Source organism: Priestia sp. ABM2_011 (assembly GCF_056158845.1).
In genome coordinates, this window is sequence record NZ_JBSWUB010000001.1 from 3812843 (window position 1) to 3828831 (window position 15989).

Genomic DNA, 15989 nt, shown 5'->3' on the forward strand with positions numbered 1-15989 from the left:
TAAGGAGGGATTTGGCATGATTCGTATTTTAATTTTAATAGGGTTTACATTCATCTTCATGCACCTTCATGCAACTGGAGATATCTCAAAATATATCAATATGAAATATTCCTGGATTTCATTTTGCACCATCTTTGTCCTTTGGTTCTTGACCATTGCAGAATTAATCTTTTACATGATAGGCCCTAAAAAACATGATGATGATTGTAGCTGTGGATGCGTCCATAATCAGCAAGATGGCAAATGGAAACGAAGAGTATGGTACCCAATTTATATTTTACCTGTACTCACGGTCTTATTTTTACCTGTCGCAACCCTTGATTCTAATATTGTTGAAGCTAAAGGGTTTCATTTTCCTATTTATGACAAAAAGGATCCTTATTCTTCTCATCAATTTTTACAGCCTGACACAAGTTCTTTTTACGGAGAAGAAGCCTATGACAAAATGATTCATCGTGATCTTAAAAAGTTTTCTAAAGGAGAAAATATCAACTTAGAAGACGAGGAATTTTTAAATGCAATGGAGACTATTTACCGATATCCTGGTGAATTCACTGACAAAACCATTTCTTTTAAAGGATTTATGTATCAAACGAAAGAATTAAAAAAGAATCAATATTTTCTCTTTCGCTTTGGTATCATTCATTGTATTGCAGATTCAGGGGTGTTTGGAATGCTTATTGAGTTTCCAGATGATGTTACTTTTAAAAATGATGACTGGGCAACGGTTACAGGAAAAATTAGTACAATGTATTACCAGCCGTTCAAAAAAACCATCCCTGTTGTAAAAGTAACAAAAGTAAAGCGTGAGCAGTCTCCAAAAGACCCTTATGTATATCGAAATAACCAATAATAAAAAGCCGTTCTTTTAAATAAGAACGGCTTTTTACATTAATGAACAAATTCCATTTTTTCTTCGATTTTATGAAATTTCTCATAAAATTCCTGCGCTGAAATCGGTTTGGAGAAATAGTATCCCTGCACTTCATCACATTTTTCTTTATGAAGAAGTTCTACTTGTTCAACTTCTTCTACACCTTCTGCTACGACGGATAGCTGCAAACTTTTGGCTAGTGTAATAATGGCTCTGACAATCGATACTTCCGTTGTATTAGGATCTAAATCTTTAATAAAAGACCGGTCAATTTTCAGCGTATGAATAGGCAGCTTCTGAATATAGCTGAATGAGGAATATCCTGAGCCAAAATCATCAATCGAAATAAATACTCCTGCATCTTTTAAAATTTGTAGCTTTTCGATTGTCTGCTCAACATGCTTCATCGTTACACTTTCCGTAATTTCAAGTTCCAAATATCGTGATTCTAACTCTACTTCACGCAAGACATCTAACACATAATCAACAAAATCCGTTGTACCAAAATCCACGCTTGATATGTTCACACTCATTTTTAAGGGAGGAAGTCCTTTCAGCTGCCAATACTTATTTTGATGGCACGCTTTTTTTAATACCCATTTCGTCAATGTAACAATAACGCCTGTTTCTTCAGCAATCGGAATAAATTCTGCGGGAGAAATAACGCCCATCTCGGCGTGAGTCCACCGGATCAAAGCCTCCACTCCAACAATATGGCCACTTTGAATATTGACTTTGGGCTGATAGTGAAGCTCCATTTCGCCCAGCTCAAAAGCCTTGCGTAAACCATCTTCAATTCTCATTCGTCGCGTAGTATGAACCTGCATTTCTTTTTGATAAAACAGATAATGATTACGCCCTTGTTTTTTGACTTCGTACATCGCTAAATCAGCATGGCGAACTAGCACTTCAAGCGAACTTCCATCTTTAGGAAATAAACTAACTCCAATGCTTACCCCTAAATAAACATCTCTCGACAGCACTACAAAAGGAGTGGATAAGCAGTCATTTAATGATTGACAGATTTTTTTCACTTCTTCACCCGTCCTATCATGCAGTAAAACTAAAAACTCATCTCCTCCAAAACGCGAAAGCACATCTTGGTTTCTTAGGCAGCTCTTCATTCGATCGACCACCTGAAGCATAAGCTGATCTCCAGCATGATGACCAAGCGTGTCATTTACCTGTTTGAAACGATCGAGGTCTAAGAATAAGAAATGAAGCTTTTTTCCTGAAGCAGCTGCTGAATCAATGGATTTCTCTACAATGTTTGAAAACATACTTCGATTTGGTAAATCTGTTAGCATATCGTGAAAAGCCATATATTGAAGCGATTCTTGAGCTTTTTTCTGCTCCGTTACATCTCTAGTTACTGTCTGAAAAAGCGTCTCTCCATTAATTTGAATGAGCGTAGATTTTACTTCTAAAAAGAGTTCCTTACCTAACGCATTAAACATTTTCAACTGAGCTAATGGAGGTCTTGGCTCATCTTTTCTATCTCTTACTGCCTTCAATCCTTTTTTAATATCAGGAACTTGTTCAGATGAAAAGAAATCATATAACGATTTCCCAACGAGCTGGTCTTCCGTTACTCCTAAAAGCTGAATCATAGCATCATTCACGGACACGACCTCTTCTTCTCGATGGGCCATAATTGCCAATGGAGAGGAGTAAAACAAGTTTTCATAACGATTTTTTGCTTCAATCAACGTTTTTTCCGCTTCACGCTCTTGCGTCATATTGCGTATATACAGCATATACTCAACCGTCTCTTCAATCGCTACCGCCATCACCGTTATCTCAACCGTAACTTCTCTATTACTTATCAAAAGGGAGTGCTCAGTCCGTCCGCCTTGTAGAGAAGAAAATTTATAGAAGGGCAGCAGCTTAACAACATCACTCCCGATTACATCTGATGCTTTAAGAGAGAAAAGCGTTTCTGCTGCATAATTGAGCGATAAAACATGTCTTTTTTCATCAATCACCAAAATAGCATCCAGGGCAGATTCAAAAAAAGCCCATTTTAAAACTTCTTGTTTTTGTACGCGTCGATCCATAAAAATGGTTAAAAACACAGCCGTAAATAGGCAGACAACAAAAAAAATAATAACGGCGGATAAATATAGTGGATTTAAAGCAAAACCGTTTGATTGTTCAGGCATTCGCATTCCTGAAAAAGAAGCTGCCTGCATACCCGTATAGTGCATACCAGCAATAGCAATGCCCATAATAGTAGAACAAATAAGCTTAGCAAAAACGGTAAGCTTCCCTTCATTTAACTTTGAGTAAAAACCAAGCCACAAAGCTGTATTAGAAGCAGCAACAGCAATAAGAATAGAGAGAAAAACGACAAATGGATCATATGAAATCATAATGGTCTCCATTGCCATCATGCCGGAATAATGCATAAAAACAATTCCAGCTCCCATAAAGCTCCCCGCAATGGTGAGTGCCTTCATGCTTTTCTTTTGTTTGTGAATGAGGTAAAGGCCTATATAACATCCTGTTATCGCTCCCAAGATTGAGAGAAGAACAAACCATAAATTGTATGAAACATCTACGGGCAAGTGAAAAGCAAGCATGGCAATAAAATGCATGGACCAAATGCCTACTCCCAATGTAAATGCCCCGCTGATTAACCAAAACTGAATAAATTTTGCCCGGGAAATTTTCACACGATTAGCTAACCCAAAAGAAGCGTACGCCGCAGTAATAGCGATAAGGAAAGAAAGTGTAACGAGTAACTCATTGTACGTCCCTTCTAGTAAATGTGTATGATGATTCATTCATGACCTTCCTTCAATTCGTTCTTTTCTTTGTTATCGGTTAAGGCCTAAAAATATTTACTATTTCAAAAGAACTTCTGTTGGATTTACTTCTTACTTTTTGAGCGTCCTGACAATATCGCGCTCACTTTTTCTTTATTGACGGTGTATAAACACGTACAATCATCTGACTTATACGCCTCTTTTAATTGAAACGAGAATTTTTTTAAAAGCGTAATTGAATCTTTATTATTAGGATCGACTTTTGCTTCAATCTCCCGTATATGAAACTCTTCAAAAGCTTTTTCTAGCAAAAGGCAGAGCGCTTCTGTCATGAGGCCTTTTTTCCAAAAAGGTCTGCCTAAATCATACCCAATCTCTGCTTGCTTTTTACCATAATCAATACGGTTTAGACCGCAGGTTCCAATGATCTCATCGGAAGTCTTTAATCGAATAGCATAGCGTATTGCTTTTCCTTCTTTCGTCAAACTTTGAAGAAGTGCAATCATGCTTTCCGCTTGATAAAGCGTCGTAAAGGGCTCAATATTCATATATCTCGTAACCTCTTCATCCGACCAATATGCAAAAACTTTAGAAGCATCTTTTTCTTGAAGAGGAGATAAATATACCCTCATCTATGTTCTCCCTCCTTTTGATGAATGATGGAGCAAGACATTTTCATCTGCGCCTCTTTCACATCTTAAAAAATCTCACATGGTGCACGGAACATGTGAGATTTGACATTTAACTATTTTTTGATTGTGCATCGCGCAGCTGCGTATATAAACGATTAATTGCTACAGTCATTGACTGTTCATAGGAATGATGATCATAATAAACCGCTATATTTTTTAACATTTCATACGTTTGATGATCAAGCTGCACCTCAAGCGTAATTTTTTCGTCAATTGTTGCTGTTTGCAAATGATGAGGCAAGTCCTCTTTTGTAGACACTTGCTCTGCAATATGAATTGCTTCTTCTACTGTTTCAATTCGGCCGTACTGATGCACCCATCTTCTGCCCATTTCAATCGTATCTTTTACAAACTGACGATTGGTAATGGTATCTTTAATATTAAATTGATGATCCGCCACATATACAGATTGATACAAGATTACACTGATCACTTCGTCTTTTAAATTTAATTTTCTCAGCTCATCAATTAAATCCGCTATATATTTAGGTAAAGGACTAAATGTCCCTCGCACTTCCTTAATTAAATCCATGGCAATGGATTCAGTTGAATTGCGTTTAAATGCTTTTATAATATCTATCATTACATGTTCGTTTGCCATACATACACCACCATTTATGAATCGAATAATTTCATGCTCCTTGCTAATTGGCATAAACATTCACTATTCGTTTAAAATATATACTATTATTCTATTATATAAAAAATATGAATAAGTTGGTATAGGATGAATGATTTATCATTATTTTTTCATAAAATTTTATGAAAAAGAACATGTTTATCTATTACTAGCACAAATCCAGCACTGCAAACAACAGTCTCACCAAAATCTGAGAAGACAAGCATTTATTATTAGTGCATGTGAGTTTTTCTTTGATGGAAGACATTAAATAAAAAGAGACCAAACTACCCCCCGCTTATTGAAATGGTCAAAAGATTTTTAGATGTTAGATGACAGAAGGTATCCAATATCAGTAATCAATCTCCTTCCCTGTTCATTGTCACTTAGTCCATCTATCAAAACAACGGCATAATACGTTTCGTTACCTCGCATGAGAATAGTACTATCATGTTCCGCTCCCTGTAGTTCTCCAGTCTTATTCGCAGCTTGAAACGCTGATCCTATACGTGCTGGAAGCTTATGCCGAAACTGCTGCATTTCTAACATTCTCATTATTTTTTCGCAACTAGATTTTCGCAAAAAGTTTCCTTCATATATTTCCTTTAGGCACTTTACTACGTCAGAGGCACACGTATAATTATCAATCCCTTGTTTAACAGCTGTTTCGTCCATCATATAGCGGTTTAAAACTGTTTTCTTTAATCCTAGATTTTTAGCACATTCGTTAATTTTTTCAAATCCTACTAAAGAAATGAGCTCATTTGTAGCTGTGTTGTCAGAAACCATTATCATAAGGGTAAGCAGCTCTTCCACTTTAATATGTGTTAACCGCGGAAGAGCTCTAAGTACACCTGCTCCGCCAACCGTATTTTTTTCCATTCTTTGAATGACAGATGTTAAAGCCAAGATGCCCTCATCAATTTGACGAAACGCTCCTATTGCAAGCAGCAGCTTGATTGTACTTGCTGCTCGTTGTTGGATAAAAGAATTAATCTGTATGGATTCTTTCCCTTCAATATGAATCCGTATAAGTCCATTATTACTCCGTTTCCATTTCGTAACTGCATCTTCTATTTTCATCCTTGCTTTTTCCATCATTTTGTCGCAGCTGTTTCAATATAGTTGGTACTCATTATCTTTTGATTGTATAAGTGGCAGGCCACAAAATGATTTTCTTCAACTTCCTGCCACTCTGGTTTTTGAGTCTTACAGGCTGCTACTGCAAGAGGACAGCGCGTATTAAACACGCAGCCAGAGGGAGGGTTAATGGGGATTGGCAATTCTCCTTTAAGAACAATCCGCTTCCGATTATCCTCAACGTCAGGATCAGGAATAGGAATAGCTGACAGTAGAGCTTGAGTGTATGGGTGAAGCGGTTTTTGATACAGCTCCGAACTTGTTGTTAATTCTACTAAATGCCCTAAATACATAACTCCAATACGACTGCTTATATGCTTTACCATCGACAAGTCATGTGCAATAAATAAATAAGTTAACCCTTTTTCTTTTTGGAGTTTTTTTAATAAATTAACTACTTGAGCCTGTACAGATACATCTAAAGCAGAAATAGGTTCGTCTGCAATAATGCATTCTGGATTTAACGCTAAAGCTCTCGCAATCCCTATGCGCTGGCGCTGCCCGCCGCTGAACTCATGAGGATAGCGGTTGGCATGATCACGATTTAGCCCCACATCTTCTAGCAGCTCATACACCCGGTTCAGCATTTCTTTTTTATTGGAATAAAGTCCGTGAACCTCCATTGGTTCTGAGATAATCTCCTTTACGGTAGAACGAGGATTCAGTGAAGCATATGGATCTTGAAAAATCATTTGCATATTACGATGAAAAGCAAATTTTTCTTTCTCTGATAGCTCATGCACGTTTTTCCCTTTATAAAGCACCTCTCCTGATGTACGGTTATACAATCCAATGATTGTTCGCCCGGCAGTGGATTTTCCGCAGCCGGATTCACCAACAAGTCCAAAGGTTTCTCCTTTTGAAATATAAAAAGACACGCCGTCTACTGCTTTCAAAACCTGCTTGTTCGTAATTGAAAAATATTTGCTCAGCTGCTTTACTTCTAACAAATGCTTCGCTGTCATAACTGCCACCTCCTAATAATAGCGCCGGGCTGCGCACAGCTCTTCTTCATAAAGCGTTCCTTTTAATTCAATCAGTTCGACGGTTTTACCCGTTTTAGGTGAATGAAGCATTTTTCCTCTGCCATAACAAATACCAACATGGTGGATAGACCCCTTCCCTTTTTCATAAGCGAAAAACAATAAATCTCCGGGTTGAATAGAGTCTAATCCTACTTCTTTGCCTTTCCTTGCTTGATCGGTGGCATCTCTTGGAATAAGATAGCCGTTTGCTTTATGAGTAGCATAGGCAAACCCGGAACAATCATATCCCCAAGCACTCATACCCCCCCATAAATATGGAAGATTCAAAAACTGTTCTCCTGCTGCAATAATCATATCTCCAGTTCCTTTTGTTGTTTTACGGTTTCTATCCTCTATTACAACAGCATCTTGACGTTTTATTCTCCCAGTGCCAACCGGTGTTTGAACCTCTAGCCATTCTTTATCTTCTTTTAAAAGAGGCAGCTGCGTTTGATAACTAATTTGCAAGGTTTCTTCCGCTAGCTGCAGTGTCGCAATCGCTGCTGATACCACTGCCGTTGGTTTATTCAATGGAGAATATTCAGCTTGGGAAATCAGTTGGTGGAAAGGAACCCACCCGGGATATCCTCTTTCATCTTTAGAAGAAAACTGAGAAGGAATAACGATTTTTGCCCATTTACCTTTCAGTTCCGTTACATATACTTCTTCTCCTAGTAACAGCTGCGTTTGAACTAAATTTTTCTCACAAAGCTCCAACCGACGTGTATACGTTAATTGCTCCAGCCATTTATCCAGTTTTACTGGGACACTTGTTGCATTGTCATCTATTTCTCTGCAAGAGTCACAGGAAGTCCACACAGTCGCCACAGCCACACAAACGTAATACGCTTTTTTATCCATCACTTATTTCTCCTCCCTGCAGGTTTAACCTTCAGCGTTCGACTTTATCTTTTGGTAATGTAATACCGGATTCAAATTCCACCATTTGTTCATAAGTCGACATCGTGGCATAACTTCCAATTCCCACAGCTGTTTGAGGCGAGCAATGCCCGATGCGAAACCCTCTCATAACAGGCTTTTTTAAAGAAGTCAGGTAACTTGTTAATGCCTCTTCTAGTGAAAGCGACTCTGTACGTTTTTTAGGATAGCAGTTATGGAAATCTCCGATAAGAATTCCCGCTGCATCCTGCAGTTTATTGGCCATATACAGCTGTGTCATCATGCGGTCAATTTCATACGGCTCTTCGTCAATATCTTCAATAAATAAAATTTTATTTTTCGTATCTAGTTCAAATGGAGTGCCAAGCGTGCTCACGAGCAAAGTCAGATTTCCTCCTATCAGCTGACCAGTTGCTTCTCCTTCACAAATAGTGTCGAGCGGGCTAATTTGATCCGTATAGTAAAAAGAACGGTGAGAAAATAATTGATAAAAAGCTTGCTTCGTCTCTATATGAACATCTTCTTTTCCGATATCCGACGAAAGCATTGGCCCGTGAAAGGTAACCAAACCTGTGCGCTGATGAATAGCGGTATGTAAAAACGTAATATCGCTATATCCCCAAAAAATCTTTGGGTTTTGCTTAATTAAATTGTAGTTTAATTGCGAGGCAAGCCTAGCAGTCCCGTACCCTCCGCATGCACAGATAATTGCCTTTACTTCCTTATTGGCAAACATCGCATGTATATCGGCTGCTCGCTGTTCATCAGTCCCTGCCAAGTACCCGTTTTTTTTATATAAATGCGCACCCGTTACTACGTTTAATCCTATTTCCTTCAAATATTCTAGTCCTTTTTTTAGATTGTGCTGATTAGGCGGACTAGCAGGTGCAATAACAGCTACTGTATCACCTTTTTTTAATCGTTTTGGTTTGATCATTTGCTACACTCCTTTTGTGTAAAGAAATGAAGAAAGTGAAACTTGGGTCAGAAGGGAATTGAAATCCCCTCTGACGAAAAGTTCCACTTTACTGTTTATCTGCCCACTTCAAATCTAAATAGCCAACAGGATGACGAACAATTCCAGATACGTTATCTTTTATTAAAAACACATAGTTGTAGAAATGAATAGGAATGATCGGCATCTCATCAAATAAAATACCTTCTGCTTTACACATAAGCTCAAAACGTTTTTTATTATCAGTTTCATTCATAGCTTGTTTAATTAACTTATCATATTCTTTATTGCTCCAAGCTGTACGGTTCATTGAATGACCCGTCTGGAAGCTCTCTAAAAAGTTGATTGGATCTGCATAATCAGCTAAAAACGAACTTCGTGACAGCTGAAACTTTAACGCTTTTTGTTCTTCTTGGAAAACATTCCATTCCATATTGGCAAGCTTCACATCTACACCTAGATTTTCTTTGAACATTTGCTGAAGTGCTTCTGCTATTTTTTTATGTGTATCGTCTGTACTGTATGTTAGCGTAATAGCTGGCAGCTTTTTATATCCTTCTTCTTTCATTCCTTTTTTCAGAAGTGCTTTTGCTTCTTTGCCATCTGTTTTTAGTAAGTCGCCGCCTGTTTTACGGAAATCCTTTCCATCTGCATCTTTAAATCCGTATGATACAAACCCGCGAGCTGGTTTTTCTTTATTTTTTGTAACAAAATTAACAATTTGATCTTGATCTACAGCCATTGCGAATGCTTTACGGATATTTTTGTTTTGAAAGGGCTCTTTATCTAAGTTAAAGCGATAGAAGTAAGTTCCCGCTTGGTCTTCGATATGAACATCTCCATCTTTCAACAGCTTTTCACTTAAATCCGATGGAATTTCAGAAACATCTAGTTCTCCATTTTGATACATTTGGTATTCTGTGTTTGTATTTTCAACAATTGCCCATTTTACCTTATCGAGCTTTACATTTTTAGCATCCCAGTACTGATCGTTTCTTTCCATTACTAGATTACTGTTATGCTTCCATTGAGTTAATTTGAAAGGACCATTAGCAACAAACGAATCTGCTTCTGCAAACCATTTCGGATTTTTTGTTGCTACTTTTTCATTAATTGGAAAAAACGCTGGATTGGAAACTACGCTTAAGAAATAGGCTTGCGGACTTTTAAGCGTAACTTCAAAAGTTTTGTCATCTAGCGCTTTGACTCCTACTTGATCAGCACTGCCTTTACCCGTATTAAATTCTTCTCCACCTTGAATGAAATAGCCTAAAAACGCCGCTGGAGAACCAGTCTTAGGATCTAACAGCCTCTTCCATGCAAACACAAAATCACTTGCTTTTACGTCATCTCCATTTGACCATTTAGCATCTTTTCGCAAATGAAATGTATAGACTTTTTTATCGTCAGAAATATCCCATTTCTCGGCCATTGCTCCTTCAGGCTCATCGCTTTTTCCTAAACGAGTCAGCCCCTCCATTAAGTTATTAAGCATATTCCATGAATATGAATCAAACCCAATAGGCGGATCAAAAGACGTAGGTTCTGCGCCATTATTCATATAAAGGACCTTACCGTCTTCTTTTGCTGTACTGCTTTTCTTTTCTGGCTCCGCGCCTGAATCTTTTGTGGCCGTACAGGCAGCAAGTGCAAATATAAGTACACACATCATTAGTAAAGACCCTATTTTTTTCATCATTTTCCCCTCTTTCATAAGTTCGCTATTCATCTATAAATCTAGCTTATAGTTGTTACAAATTTTTGGGCTCTCTCATCTTGAAGCCAGCAGTGCACTTGGTGACTTTCTTTCAGCTTTGTCGACGTAGGATACATGCGATCACACACTTCCATTACGTAAGGACAGCGAGGTGCGAACGAACATCCAGATGGAGGTGCAAATAAATCGGGAGGTGAGCCTGCAATAGGCACAAGCTCACTTTCGTATAGATCTAACCGAGGAACTGAACGCAGCAATCCTTTTGTATACGGATGCTGCGGCGTATAAAAGATGTCTCTTCTTGTTCCAATTTCTACAATCTTTCCTGCATACATTACGGCAACACGGTCAGCTACCTGAGCAACTACACCTAAATCATGGGTAATTAAAACAATGGAGACATCCGTTTTCTGCTGAATATCCTTAAATAATTCTAAAATCTGCGCCTGTATTGTGACGTCAAGGGCTGTGGTAGGTTCATCAGCAATTAGCACTTCGGGGTTGCATACAAGGGCCATTGCAATTACAATACGCTGTCTCATTCCCCCGCTAAATTCATGAGGATATTGCTTTAGGCGTTCTTTAGGATTTGGAATTCCGACTAGCTCCAGCATTTCAAATGCTTTTTCTTTGGCTTTTTCTTTTGAAATGTTTTCATGTTGCATAATATTTTCTGCAATTTGCTCACCTACGCGAAGAGTTGGATTAAGCGCAGTCATAGGATCCTGAAAAATCATCGAAATATCAGCGCCTCGAATGTCTCGCATTTTCTTTTCTGATAGTTTTGTTAAATCCTGGTCTTTAAATAAAATAGAGCCGCTTGTGATCCTGCCCGGAGGTGTTGGAATTAACCTCATGATACTTTGAGATGTTACGCTTTTTCCGCAACCTGACTCTCCTACAATCGCTAGGGTTTCTCCTTTATGTAAATCAAAACTAACGCCTCTTACAGCTTGAACTTGCCCTCCGTAAGTTGAAAACTGTACGTGTAAGTTTTTGATTCGGATTATTTTTTCCATTTGCTTACCTCCTTAATTTCGGATCAAGTGCATCTTGCAGTCCGTCTCCAAGGACATTAAAAGCAAACATGGTAAGAGAAATAAAAAACGCGGGAAAAAACAAACGCCACCAATAGCCTGATAGAATCGTTGATAAACCATCGTTTGCCATTACTCCCCAGCTCGCATAAGGAGCCTGTACACCCAGCCCTAAAAAGCTTAAAAAAGCTTCAGCAAAAATGGCAGTTGGTACGGTTAGTGTCATTTGAACGATAATCGGTCCCATCGTATTTGGAAGCAGGTTTCGCTTAATGATACGGCTTGTTTTTGTTCCAAACGTTTTGGATGCAAGCACGTATTCATAGTTTTTTATTTGCAATACTTGCCCCCGTACAATTCTCGCCATCCCGATCCAACCTGTAACGGAAAGTGCCACAATAATCGTAGAAAGCCCGGGTCCCATGACTACCATTAGTAAAATTACCACTAATAAATAAGGAAGACCGTATAAAATTTCAATTACGCGCATCATGACATTATCTGTTTTTCCTCCTTTATAGCCTGAGAAGCCCCCGTAAATGACACCGATGATAAAATCAATAAGCGCTGCCATCAGCCCTACAAATAAAGAGATTCTAGCCCCGTACCATGTCCGAGTGTACATATCTCTGCCTAAGTCATCCGTTCCAAACCAATGACTAGCTGAAGGAGGAAGGTTTTGCTCTGTAAAAGAGGCTTTCGTTACGCTGTAGGGTGAAAACATAGGACCGAATATAGCCATCACAACGAGGATGACTAAAAAAAAGAGACCCAGCATGGCCAACTTGTTTTTTACAAGCCTGCGCCATGCATCATGCCAATAAGAAAGACTCGGCCTTACAACTGCTTCGGCTTCAGATTTCTTTTTTTTCTTTGGCGTAAACCACTCATCAGGAATTTGCTTATACTCCTGTTTTTCCAGCACGTTATCCCTCCTTCTTATACAGTTTGATTCGTGGATCAAGTATTCCGTAAGCAATGTCTACTAAAAAAAGCATAATGATGAGAATCGAACTGTAAAAGACCGTAGTGCCCATAATTACGGGGTAGTCTCTCGTATTAATACTGTCCACAAAATATTTCCCCATGCCAGGAATAGCAAAGACTTGTTCAATAACAAATGTGCCAGTTAATACGCTGGCTGCAATCGTTCCAAGAACTGTTATAACAGGCATTAAAGCATTTCTAAGCGCGTGTTTAAATACAATTTTCATTGGCGAAAGCCCTTTTGCACGCGCTGTTCGAATATAATCTTGAGTCAGTACTTCTATCATGCTTGAGCGAGTCAAACGTGCAATAATAGCCATAGGACCTGTGGCAAGAGCTAGAGTCGGAAGAATCATATGTAAAGGGCTCGTCCACGTAGCAGCGGGTAAAATTTTTAAATTGACAGAAAGCTGTTGAATTAACAAGGTGGCCATAACAAAATTTGGAACCGACAATCCGATAACTGCTATGCTCATCGCAATGTAATCAATTATTCCGTTTCTTCTAAGAGCAGCGATAATGCCTAGTGTAATACCGGAAATCACCGCAAGAATTAACGTCACCATTCCAAGTTCAAATGACACGGGAAACCCTCTTCCTAAAAGGTCGTTAACCGTTTGAGACGGCTGTTTAATAGAAGGACCAAAGTCAAAGGTAACAATGGATTTCAAATAAAGAACATATTGCACAGCTAGCGGCTCATCTAAGTGATAAAATGATTCCAGGTTTTTTTGAACTGCATCGCTTGTCGCTCGTTCTTCATTAAATGGAGATCCAGGAATCGAATGCATTAAAAAGAAGGTTAAGGTCACAATTACCCACAGCGTAACAAGCATGGATAAAAATCGCTTTAAAATATAACTTTTCACCTTTATCCCACCTTCTAACAGAATGTTGTGCGCGTAGCTAATTCAGTCATAACAAGCATGGCCTGATAAGCTTCTAAAATATCTTTTGCTTGAAACCGAACGGTCGTCGTTCCAGGTTCAATTTCTGTGCCCGGCATTAAATGCGCCCACTCTGCTTGACCATAATTTGCAAATTCTATTCGTAAGGTTGGGTGTTTAGGTGGAATTAAAGGTTTAACAAGGTGTTTGTGCTGAATAGCTGCGGCTGTTTTTTCTTGAAGTAATTGTTCTGCTTTCTTAGGGGTTAATGTTTTGGCTGCAGAACGTGAAATGGCCTGTTTGACGATAGCAGTCGTCACGTTTGGAATAAGCTGCTGTGCTTCCAGCGCCGTTTGGTCATCACCAGCTACCATTAAAACTGGCACGCCGCAATAGCCTGCGACGTATGCGTTGAAGCCTAACTCTCCAATATTCATATCGTCTATGTACATATTGCGAGCACCAAATATCATTGAATGAGACATGACACCAGGCATGGATGCTTTAGCATGATACCCTAGAAATATAGCACCATCAAAAGTCTGATCTAATCCCTGTACCATTGAATATGGTTTTACGCTTCCTGAAATAAGCTGAGTTTCTGGATGAAGCCGTTCAACAAGGAGATTATTCATACTCGAATGACTGTCATTTACCACAACTTCTGAGCACTTTTCTCTAAACCCTGCATAAATGACTGCATTCGCTTCATCCGTCATTATTTTGCGGCTTCTTTCATAATTCTCTTTCTCTCGCAGAACATTTGTGTGATCGACGAGTCCTGTAATTCCTTCCATATCAACCGACAGGTATAGTTTCATTTGTCTTATCCCTCCTCCTTCCTTGACTGTTAGTCAGTTCATTATAAATTATTCTTATGTTTATAATTTATAATTGTAAGAAAATTATAAATTATCTTTCTTCTTTTTACAAAAATATATTGAATCTTTTGACATTTTACTCGTCATCCTTTTAACAAGATATCGCTTACAAATTGGAAATCCCATGGTAAAATAATAGAGCAACCTGTTGGTTCATTCAGCCGCTCGTCGGCATTAATTGAGGTGTTAAGAATGTTTCGAGTTTCCATTGCTTCGCTACAATGGTTTTTATTTATGATTTCTAATAGTATGATTGTTCCTATTGTAATTGCTTCTCAGTTTCATTTAAACGCAGCAGATTCTATTCAATTTTTACAGCGAACGTTATTTATTTTGGCTTTATCCGGGCTCTTGCAGGTATTTATAGGGCATAAATACCCAATCATGGAAGGGCCAGCTGGCGTTTGGTGGGGCGTCTTTTCTCTGTATGCGAGTCTTGGAACCGTTCTGTTTGGTTCTCACTCCGAAACGCTTCGCGTGCTGCAGTTCACCCTTCTTATAAGCGGGATAATTGCTATTTTAATGAGCCTGTTTGGTCTCATTGATAAACTAGCAAAATACTTTACTCCAACGGTTACCGGTACATATTTAATTTTATTAGTGACGCAGCTCAGCGGTTCCTTTTTAAAAGGAATGTTTGGCATTACAGAAACGAATTCAGCTATTAAACTTCCAATTGCGCTGACTTCAGCTGCGATTTTGCTGCTGACTTTTTATTTATTATCACACCGGACGTTAAATAAACTCAGCATTATTATTAGTATTGGTGTAGGCTGGGGAGTATTTGCAATGTTAGGGTTAGCTAAACCTATCGAATTTCAGGCGCAGTTATTTTACATACCTAAAGTGTTTGTATTCGGAGCTCCTCGCGTTGAATGGAATATGGTTGTTACTGCTTTTTTTGTAACACTCATTTTAATTACAAACATGCTCGCTTCTATTCGTGTTGTTGAGTCTGTTTATAAACACAAAGGAGAAAAAATTGAAAAAGACAATATTAAACGTTCCGGGATGGTTTCGGGTATAAGCCAGCTGCTTGGAGGATTGTTTTCAGGTGTCGGTGCCGTTCCTATTTCAGGTTCCGGTGGATTTATTTCAGCTACAAATATTTATAGCCGAGTTCCTTTTATTGTAGCATCGTGTCTTTTGCTTTTTCTGAGTATCTTTACCCCTTTAACATCCATTATGTCCGCTCTTCCTCCTGCCGTCGGATACGCGGCAATCTTTCCTGTTTTTACAGGTATGATGGCTCTTGGAATTGGAGAATTCAAGCATGCCAAACAGCCCGAAAAAGCAATGAAAAAAGCAGGTATTGCGCTGCTGTCGGGGATAGGGGTTATGTTTTTGCCTTCTCAAGCTTTTTCAACACTTCCTCCTTTAGTTACTACGTTTTTAAGCAATGGATTAGTTCTTGGTACCATTATCATTCTTGCACTGGAAATTTTCGAATCACTTTCGTTGAAAAGACAAGATGCAAAAGAGGGATAAAAAAAAGAAGCTGAAACTC

The 15989-nt window shown here is 38.6% G+C and carries 14 protein-coding genes; 2 read left to right on the forward strand and 12 right to left on the reverse strand.

Going from position 1 to position 15989, the window contains the following annotated elements:
* Nucleotides 1-16: 16 nt before the first annotated feature.
* Nucleotides 17-853 carry a TIGR03943 family putative permease subunit gene (locus ACXAE4_RS20305; protein ID WP_028414014.1) on the forward strand — a complete coding sequence of 279 codons (837 nt, stop codon included), beginning with the start codon at nt 17-19 and terminating at the stop codon, nt 851-853.
* Nucleotides 854-891: 38 nt separating this feature from the next.
* Here the strand turns inward: ACXAE4_RS20305 and ACXAE4_RS20310 are convergent, their stop codons facing one another.
* The 12 genes from ACXAE4_RS20310 to ACXAE4_RS20365 all read right to left on the reverse strand — a co-directional run bounded on the left by ACXAE4_RS20310 (nt 892) and on the right by ACXAE4_RS20365 (nt 14422).
* Nucleotides 892-3660, reverse strand: coding sequence for a bifunctional diguanylate cyclase/phosphodiesterase (locus ACXAE4_RS20310; RefSeq protein ID WP_289578840.1), 2769 nt, complete (start codon nt 3658-3660; stop codon nt 892-894).
* An 86-nt stretch (nt 3661-3746) separates the two neighbouring features.
* A complete protein-coding gene (locus ACXAE4_RS20315; protein ID WP_028414016.1) occupies nt 3747-4274 on the reverse strand; it encodes a GNAT family N-acetyltransferase in 528 nt (175 codons plus the stop codon).
* A 109-nt stretch (nt 4275-4383) separates the two neighbouring features.
* The gene (locus tag ACXAE4_RS20320; RefSeq protein ID WP_013056190.1) at nt 4384-4935 is read right to left on the reverse strand and encodes a hypothetical protein; all 552 of its coding nucleotides are present in this window, start codon (nt 4933-4935) and stop codon (nt 4384-4386) included.
* Nucleotides 4936-5274: 339 nt separating this feature from the next.
* On the reverse strand, nt 5275-6036 hold the full coding sequence (locus ACXAE4_RS20325; protein ID WP_289578839.1) for a serine hydrolase: 762 nt from the start codon (nt 6034-6036) through the stop codon (nt 5275-5277).
* Between the two features lie 14 nt (nt 6037-6050).
* Nucleotides 6051-7058 carry an ABC transporter ATP-binding protein gene (locus tag ACXAE4_RS20330; RefSeq protein WP_475236747.1) on the reverse strand — a complete coding sequence of 336 codons (1008 nt, stop codon included), beginning with the start codon at nt 7056-7058 and terminating at the stop codon, nt 6051-6053.
* A gap of 12 nt (nt 7059-7070) precedes the next feature.
* Entirely contained in the window at nt 7071-7979 is a 909-nt protein-coding gene (locus ACXAE4_RS20335) for a C40 family peptidase (RefSeq protein WP_289578838.1), read from the reverse strand.
* A gap of 31 nt (nt 7980-8010) precedes the next feature.
* Nucleotides 8011-8955, reverse strand: coding sequence for a S66 peptidase family protein (locus ACXAE4_RS20340; protein ID WP_028414020.1), 945 nt, complete (start codon nt 8953-8955; stop codon nt 8011-8013).
* 88 nt (nt 8956-9043) lie between these two features.
* A complete protein-coding gene (locus ACXAE4_RS20345; RefSeq protein WP_475237357.1) occupies nt 9044-10687 on the reverse strand; it encodes a peptide ABC transporter substrate-binding protein in 1644 nt (547 codons plus the stop codon).
* Nucleotides 10688-10710: 23 nt separating this feature from the next.
* Nucleotides 10711-11709 carry an ABC transporter ATP-binding protein gene (locus ACXAE4_RS20350; protein WP_028414022.1) on the reverse strand — a complete coding sequence of 333 codons (999 nt, stop codon included), beginning with the start codon at nt 11707-11709 and terminating at the stop codon, nt 10711-10713.
* Nucleotides 11710-11713: 4 nt separating this feature from the next.
* Nucleotides 11714-12652: an ABC transporter permease gene (locus tag ACXAE4_RS20355; protein ID WP_028414023.1), complete on the reverse strand. Its 939-nt coding sequence runs from the start codon at nt 12650-12652 to the stop codon at nt 11714-11716.
* Between the two features lies 1 nt (nt 12653).
* Nucleotides 12654-13583, reverse strand: coding sequence for an ABC transporter permease (locus ACXAE4_RS20360; RefSeq protein ID WP_028414024.1), 930 nt, complete (start codon nt 13581-13583; stop codon nt 12654-12656).
* Between the two features lie 14 nt (nt 13584-13597).
* Complete coding sequence (locus ACXAE4_RS20365; protein ID WP_028414025.1) at nt 13598-14422, reverse strand: M55 family metallopeptidase; 825 nt, start codon at nt 14420-14422, stop codon at nt 13598-13600.
* Nucleotides 14423-14674: 252 nt separating this feature from the next.
* Between ACXAE4_RS20365 and ACXAE4_RS20370 the strand changes: the two genes are divergently transcribed.
* Complete coding sequence (locus ACXAE4_RS20370) at nt 14675-15970, forward strand: purine/pyrimidine permease (RefSeq protein ID WP_034266563.1); 1296 nt, start codon at nt 14675-14677, stop codon at nt 15968-15970.
* Nucleotides 15971-15989: the final 19 nt, after the last annotated feature.

Bases quoted from the DNA above. Each gene is read 5' to 3' on its own strand.
- ACXAE4_RS20305 (WP_028414014.1), top strand. From the start codon at position 17: ATGATTCGTATTTTAATTTTAATAGGGTTTACATTCATCTTCATGCAC.
- ACXAE4_RS20310 (WP_289578840.1), bottom strand. From the start codon at position 3,660: ATGAATCATCATACACATTTACTAGAAGGGACGTACAATGAGTTACTC.
- ACXAE4_RS20315 (WP_028414016.1), bottom strand. From the start codon at position 4,274: ATGAGGGTATATTTATCTCCTCTTCAAGAAAAAGATGCTTCTAAAGTT.
- ACXAE4_RS20320 (WP_013056190.1), bottom strand. From the start codon at position 4,935: ATGGCAAACGAACATGTAATGATAGATATTATAAAAGCATTTAAACGC.
- ACXAE4_RS20325 (WP_289578839.1), bottom strand. From the start codon at position 6,036: ATGAAAATAGAAGATGCAGTTACGAAATGGAAACGGAGTAATAATGGA.
- ACXAE4_RS20330 (WP_475236747.1), bottom strand. From the start codon at position 7,058: ATGACAGCGAAGCATTTGTTAGAAGTAAAGCAGCTGAGCAAATATTTT.
- ACXAE4_RS20335 (WP_289578838.1), bottom strand. From the start codon at position 7,979: ATGGATAAAAAAGCGTATTACGTTTGTGTGGCTGTGGCGACTGTGTGG.
- ACXAE4_RS20340 (WP_028414020.1), bottom strand. From the start codon at position 8,955: ATGATCAAACCAAAACGATTAAAAAAAGGTGATACAGTAGCTGTTATT.
- ACXAE4_RS20345 (WP_475237357.1), bottom strand. From the start codon at position 10,687: ATGAAAGAGGGGAAAATGATGAAAAAAATAGGGTCTTTACTAATGATG.
- ACXAE4_RS20350 (WP_028414022.1), bottom strand. From the start codon at position 11,709: ATGGAAAAAATAATCCGAATCAAAAACTTACACGTACAGTTTTCAACT.
- ACXAE4_RS20365 (WP_028414025.1), bottom strand. From the start codon at position 14,422: ATGAAACTATACCTGTCGGTTGATATGGAAGGAATTACAGGACTCGTC.
- ACXAE4_RS20370 (WP_034266563.1), top strand. From the start codon at position 14,675: ATGTTTCGAGTTTCCATTGCTTCGCTACAATGGTTTTTATTTATGATT.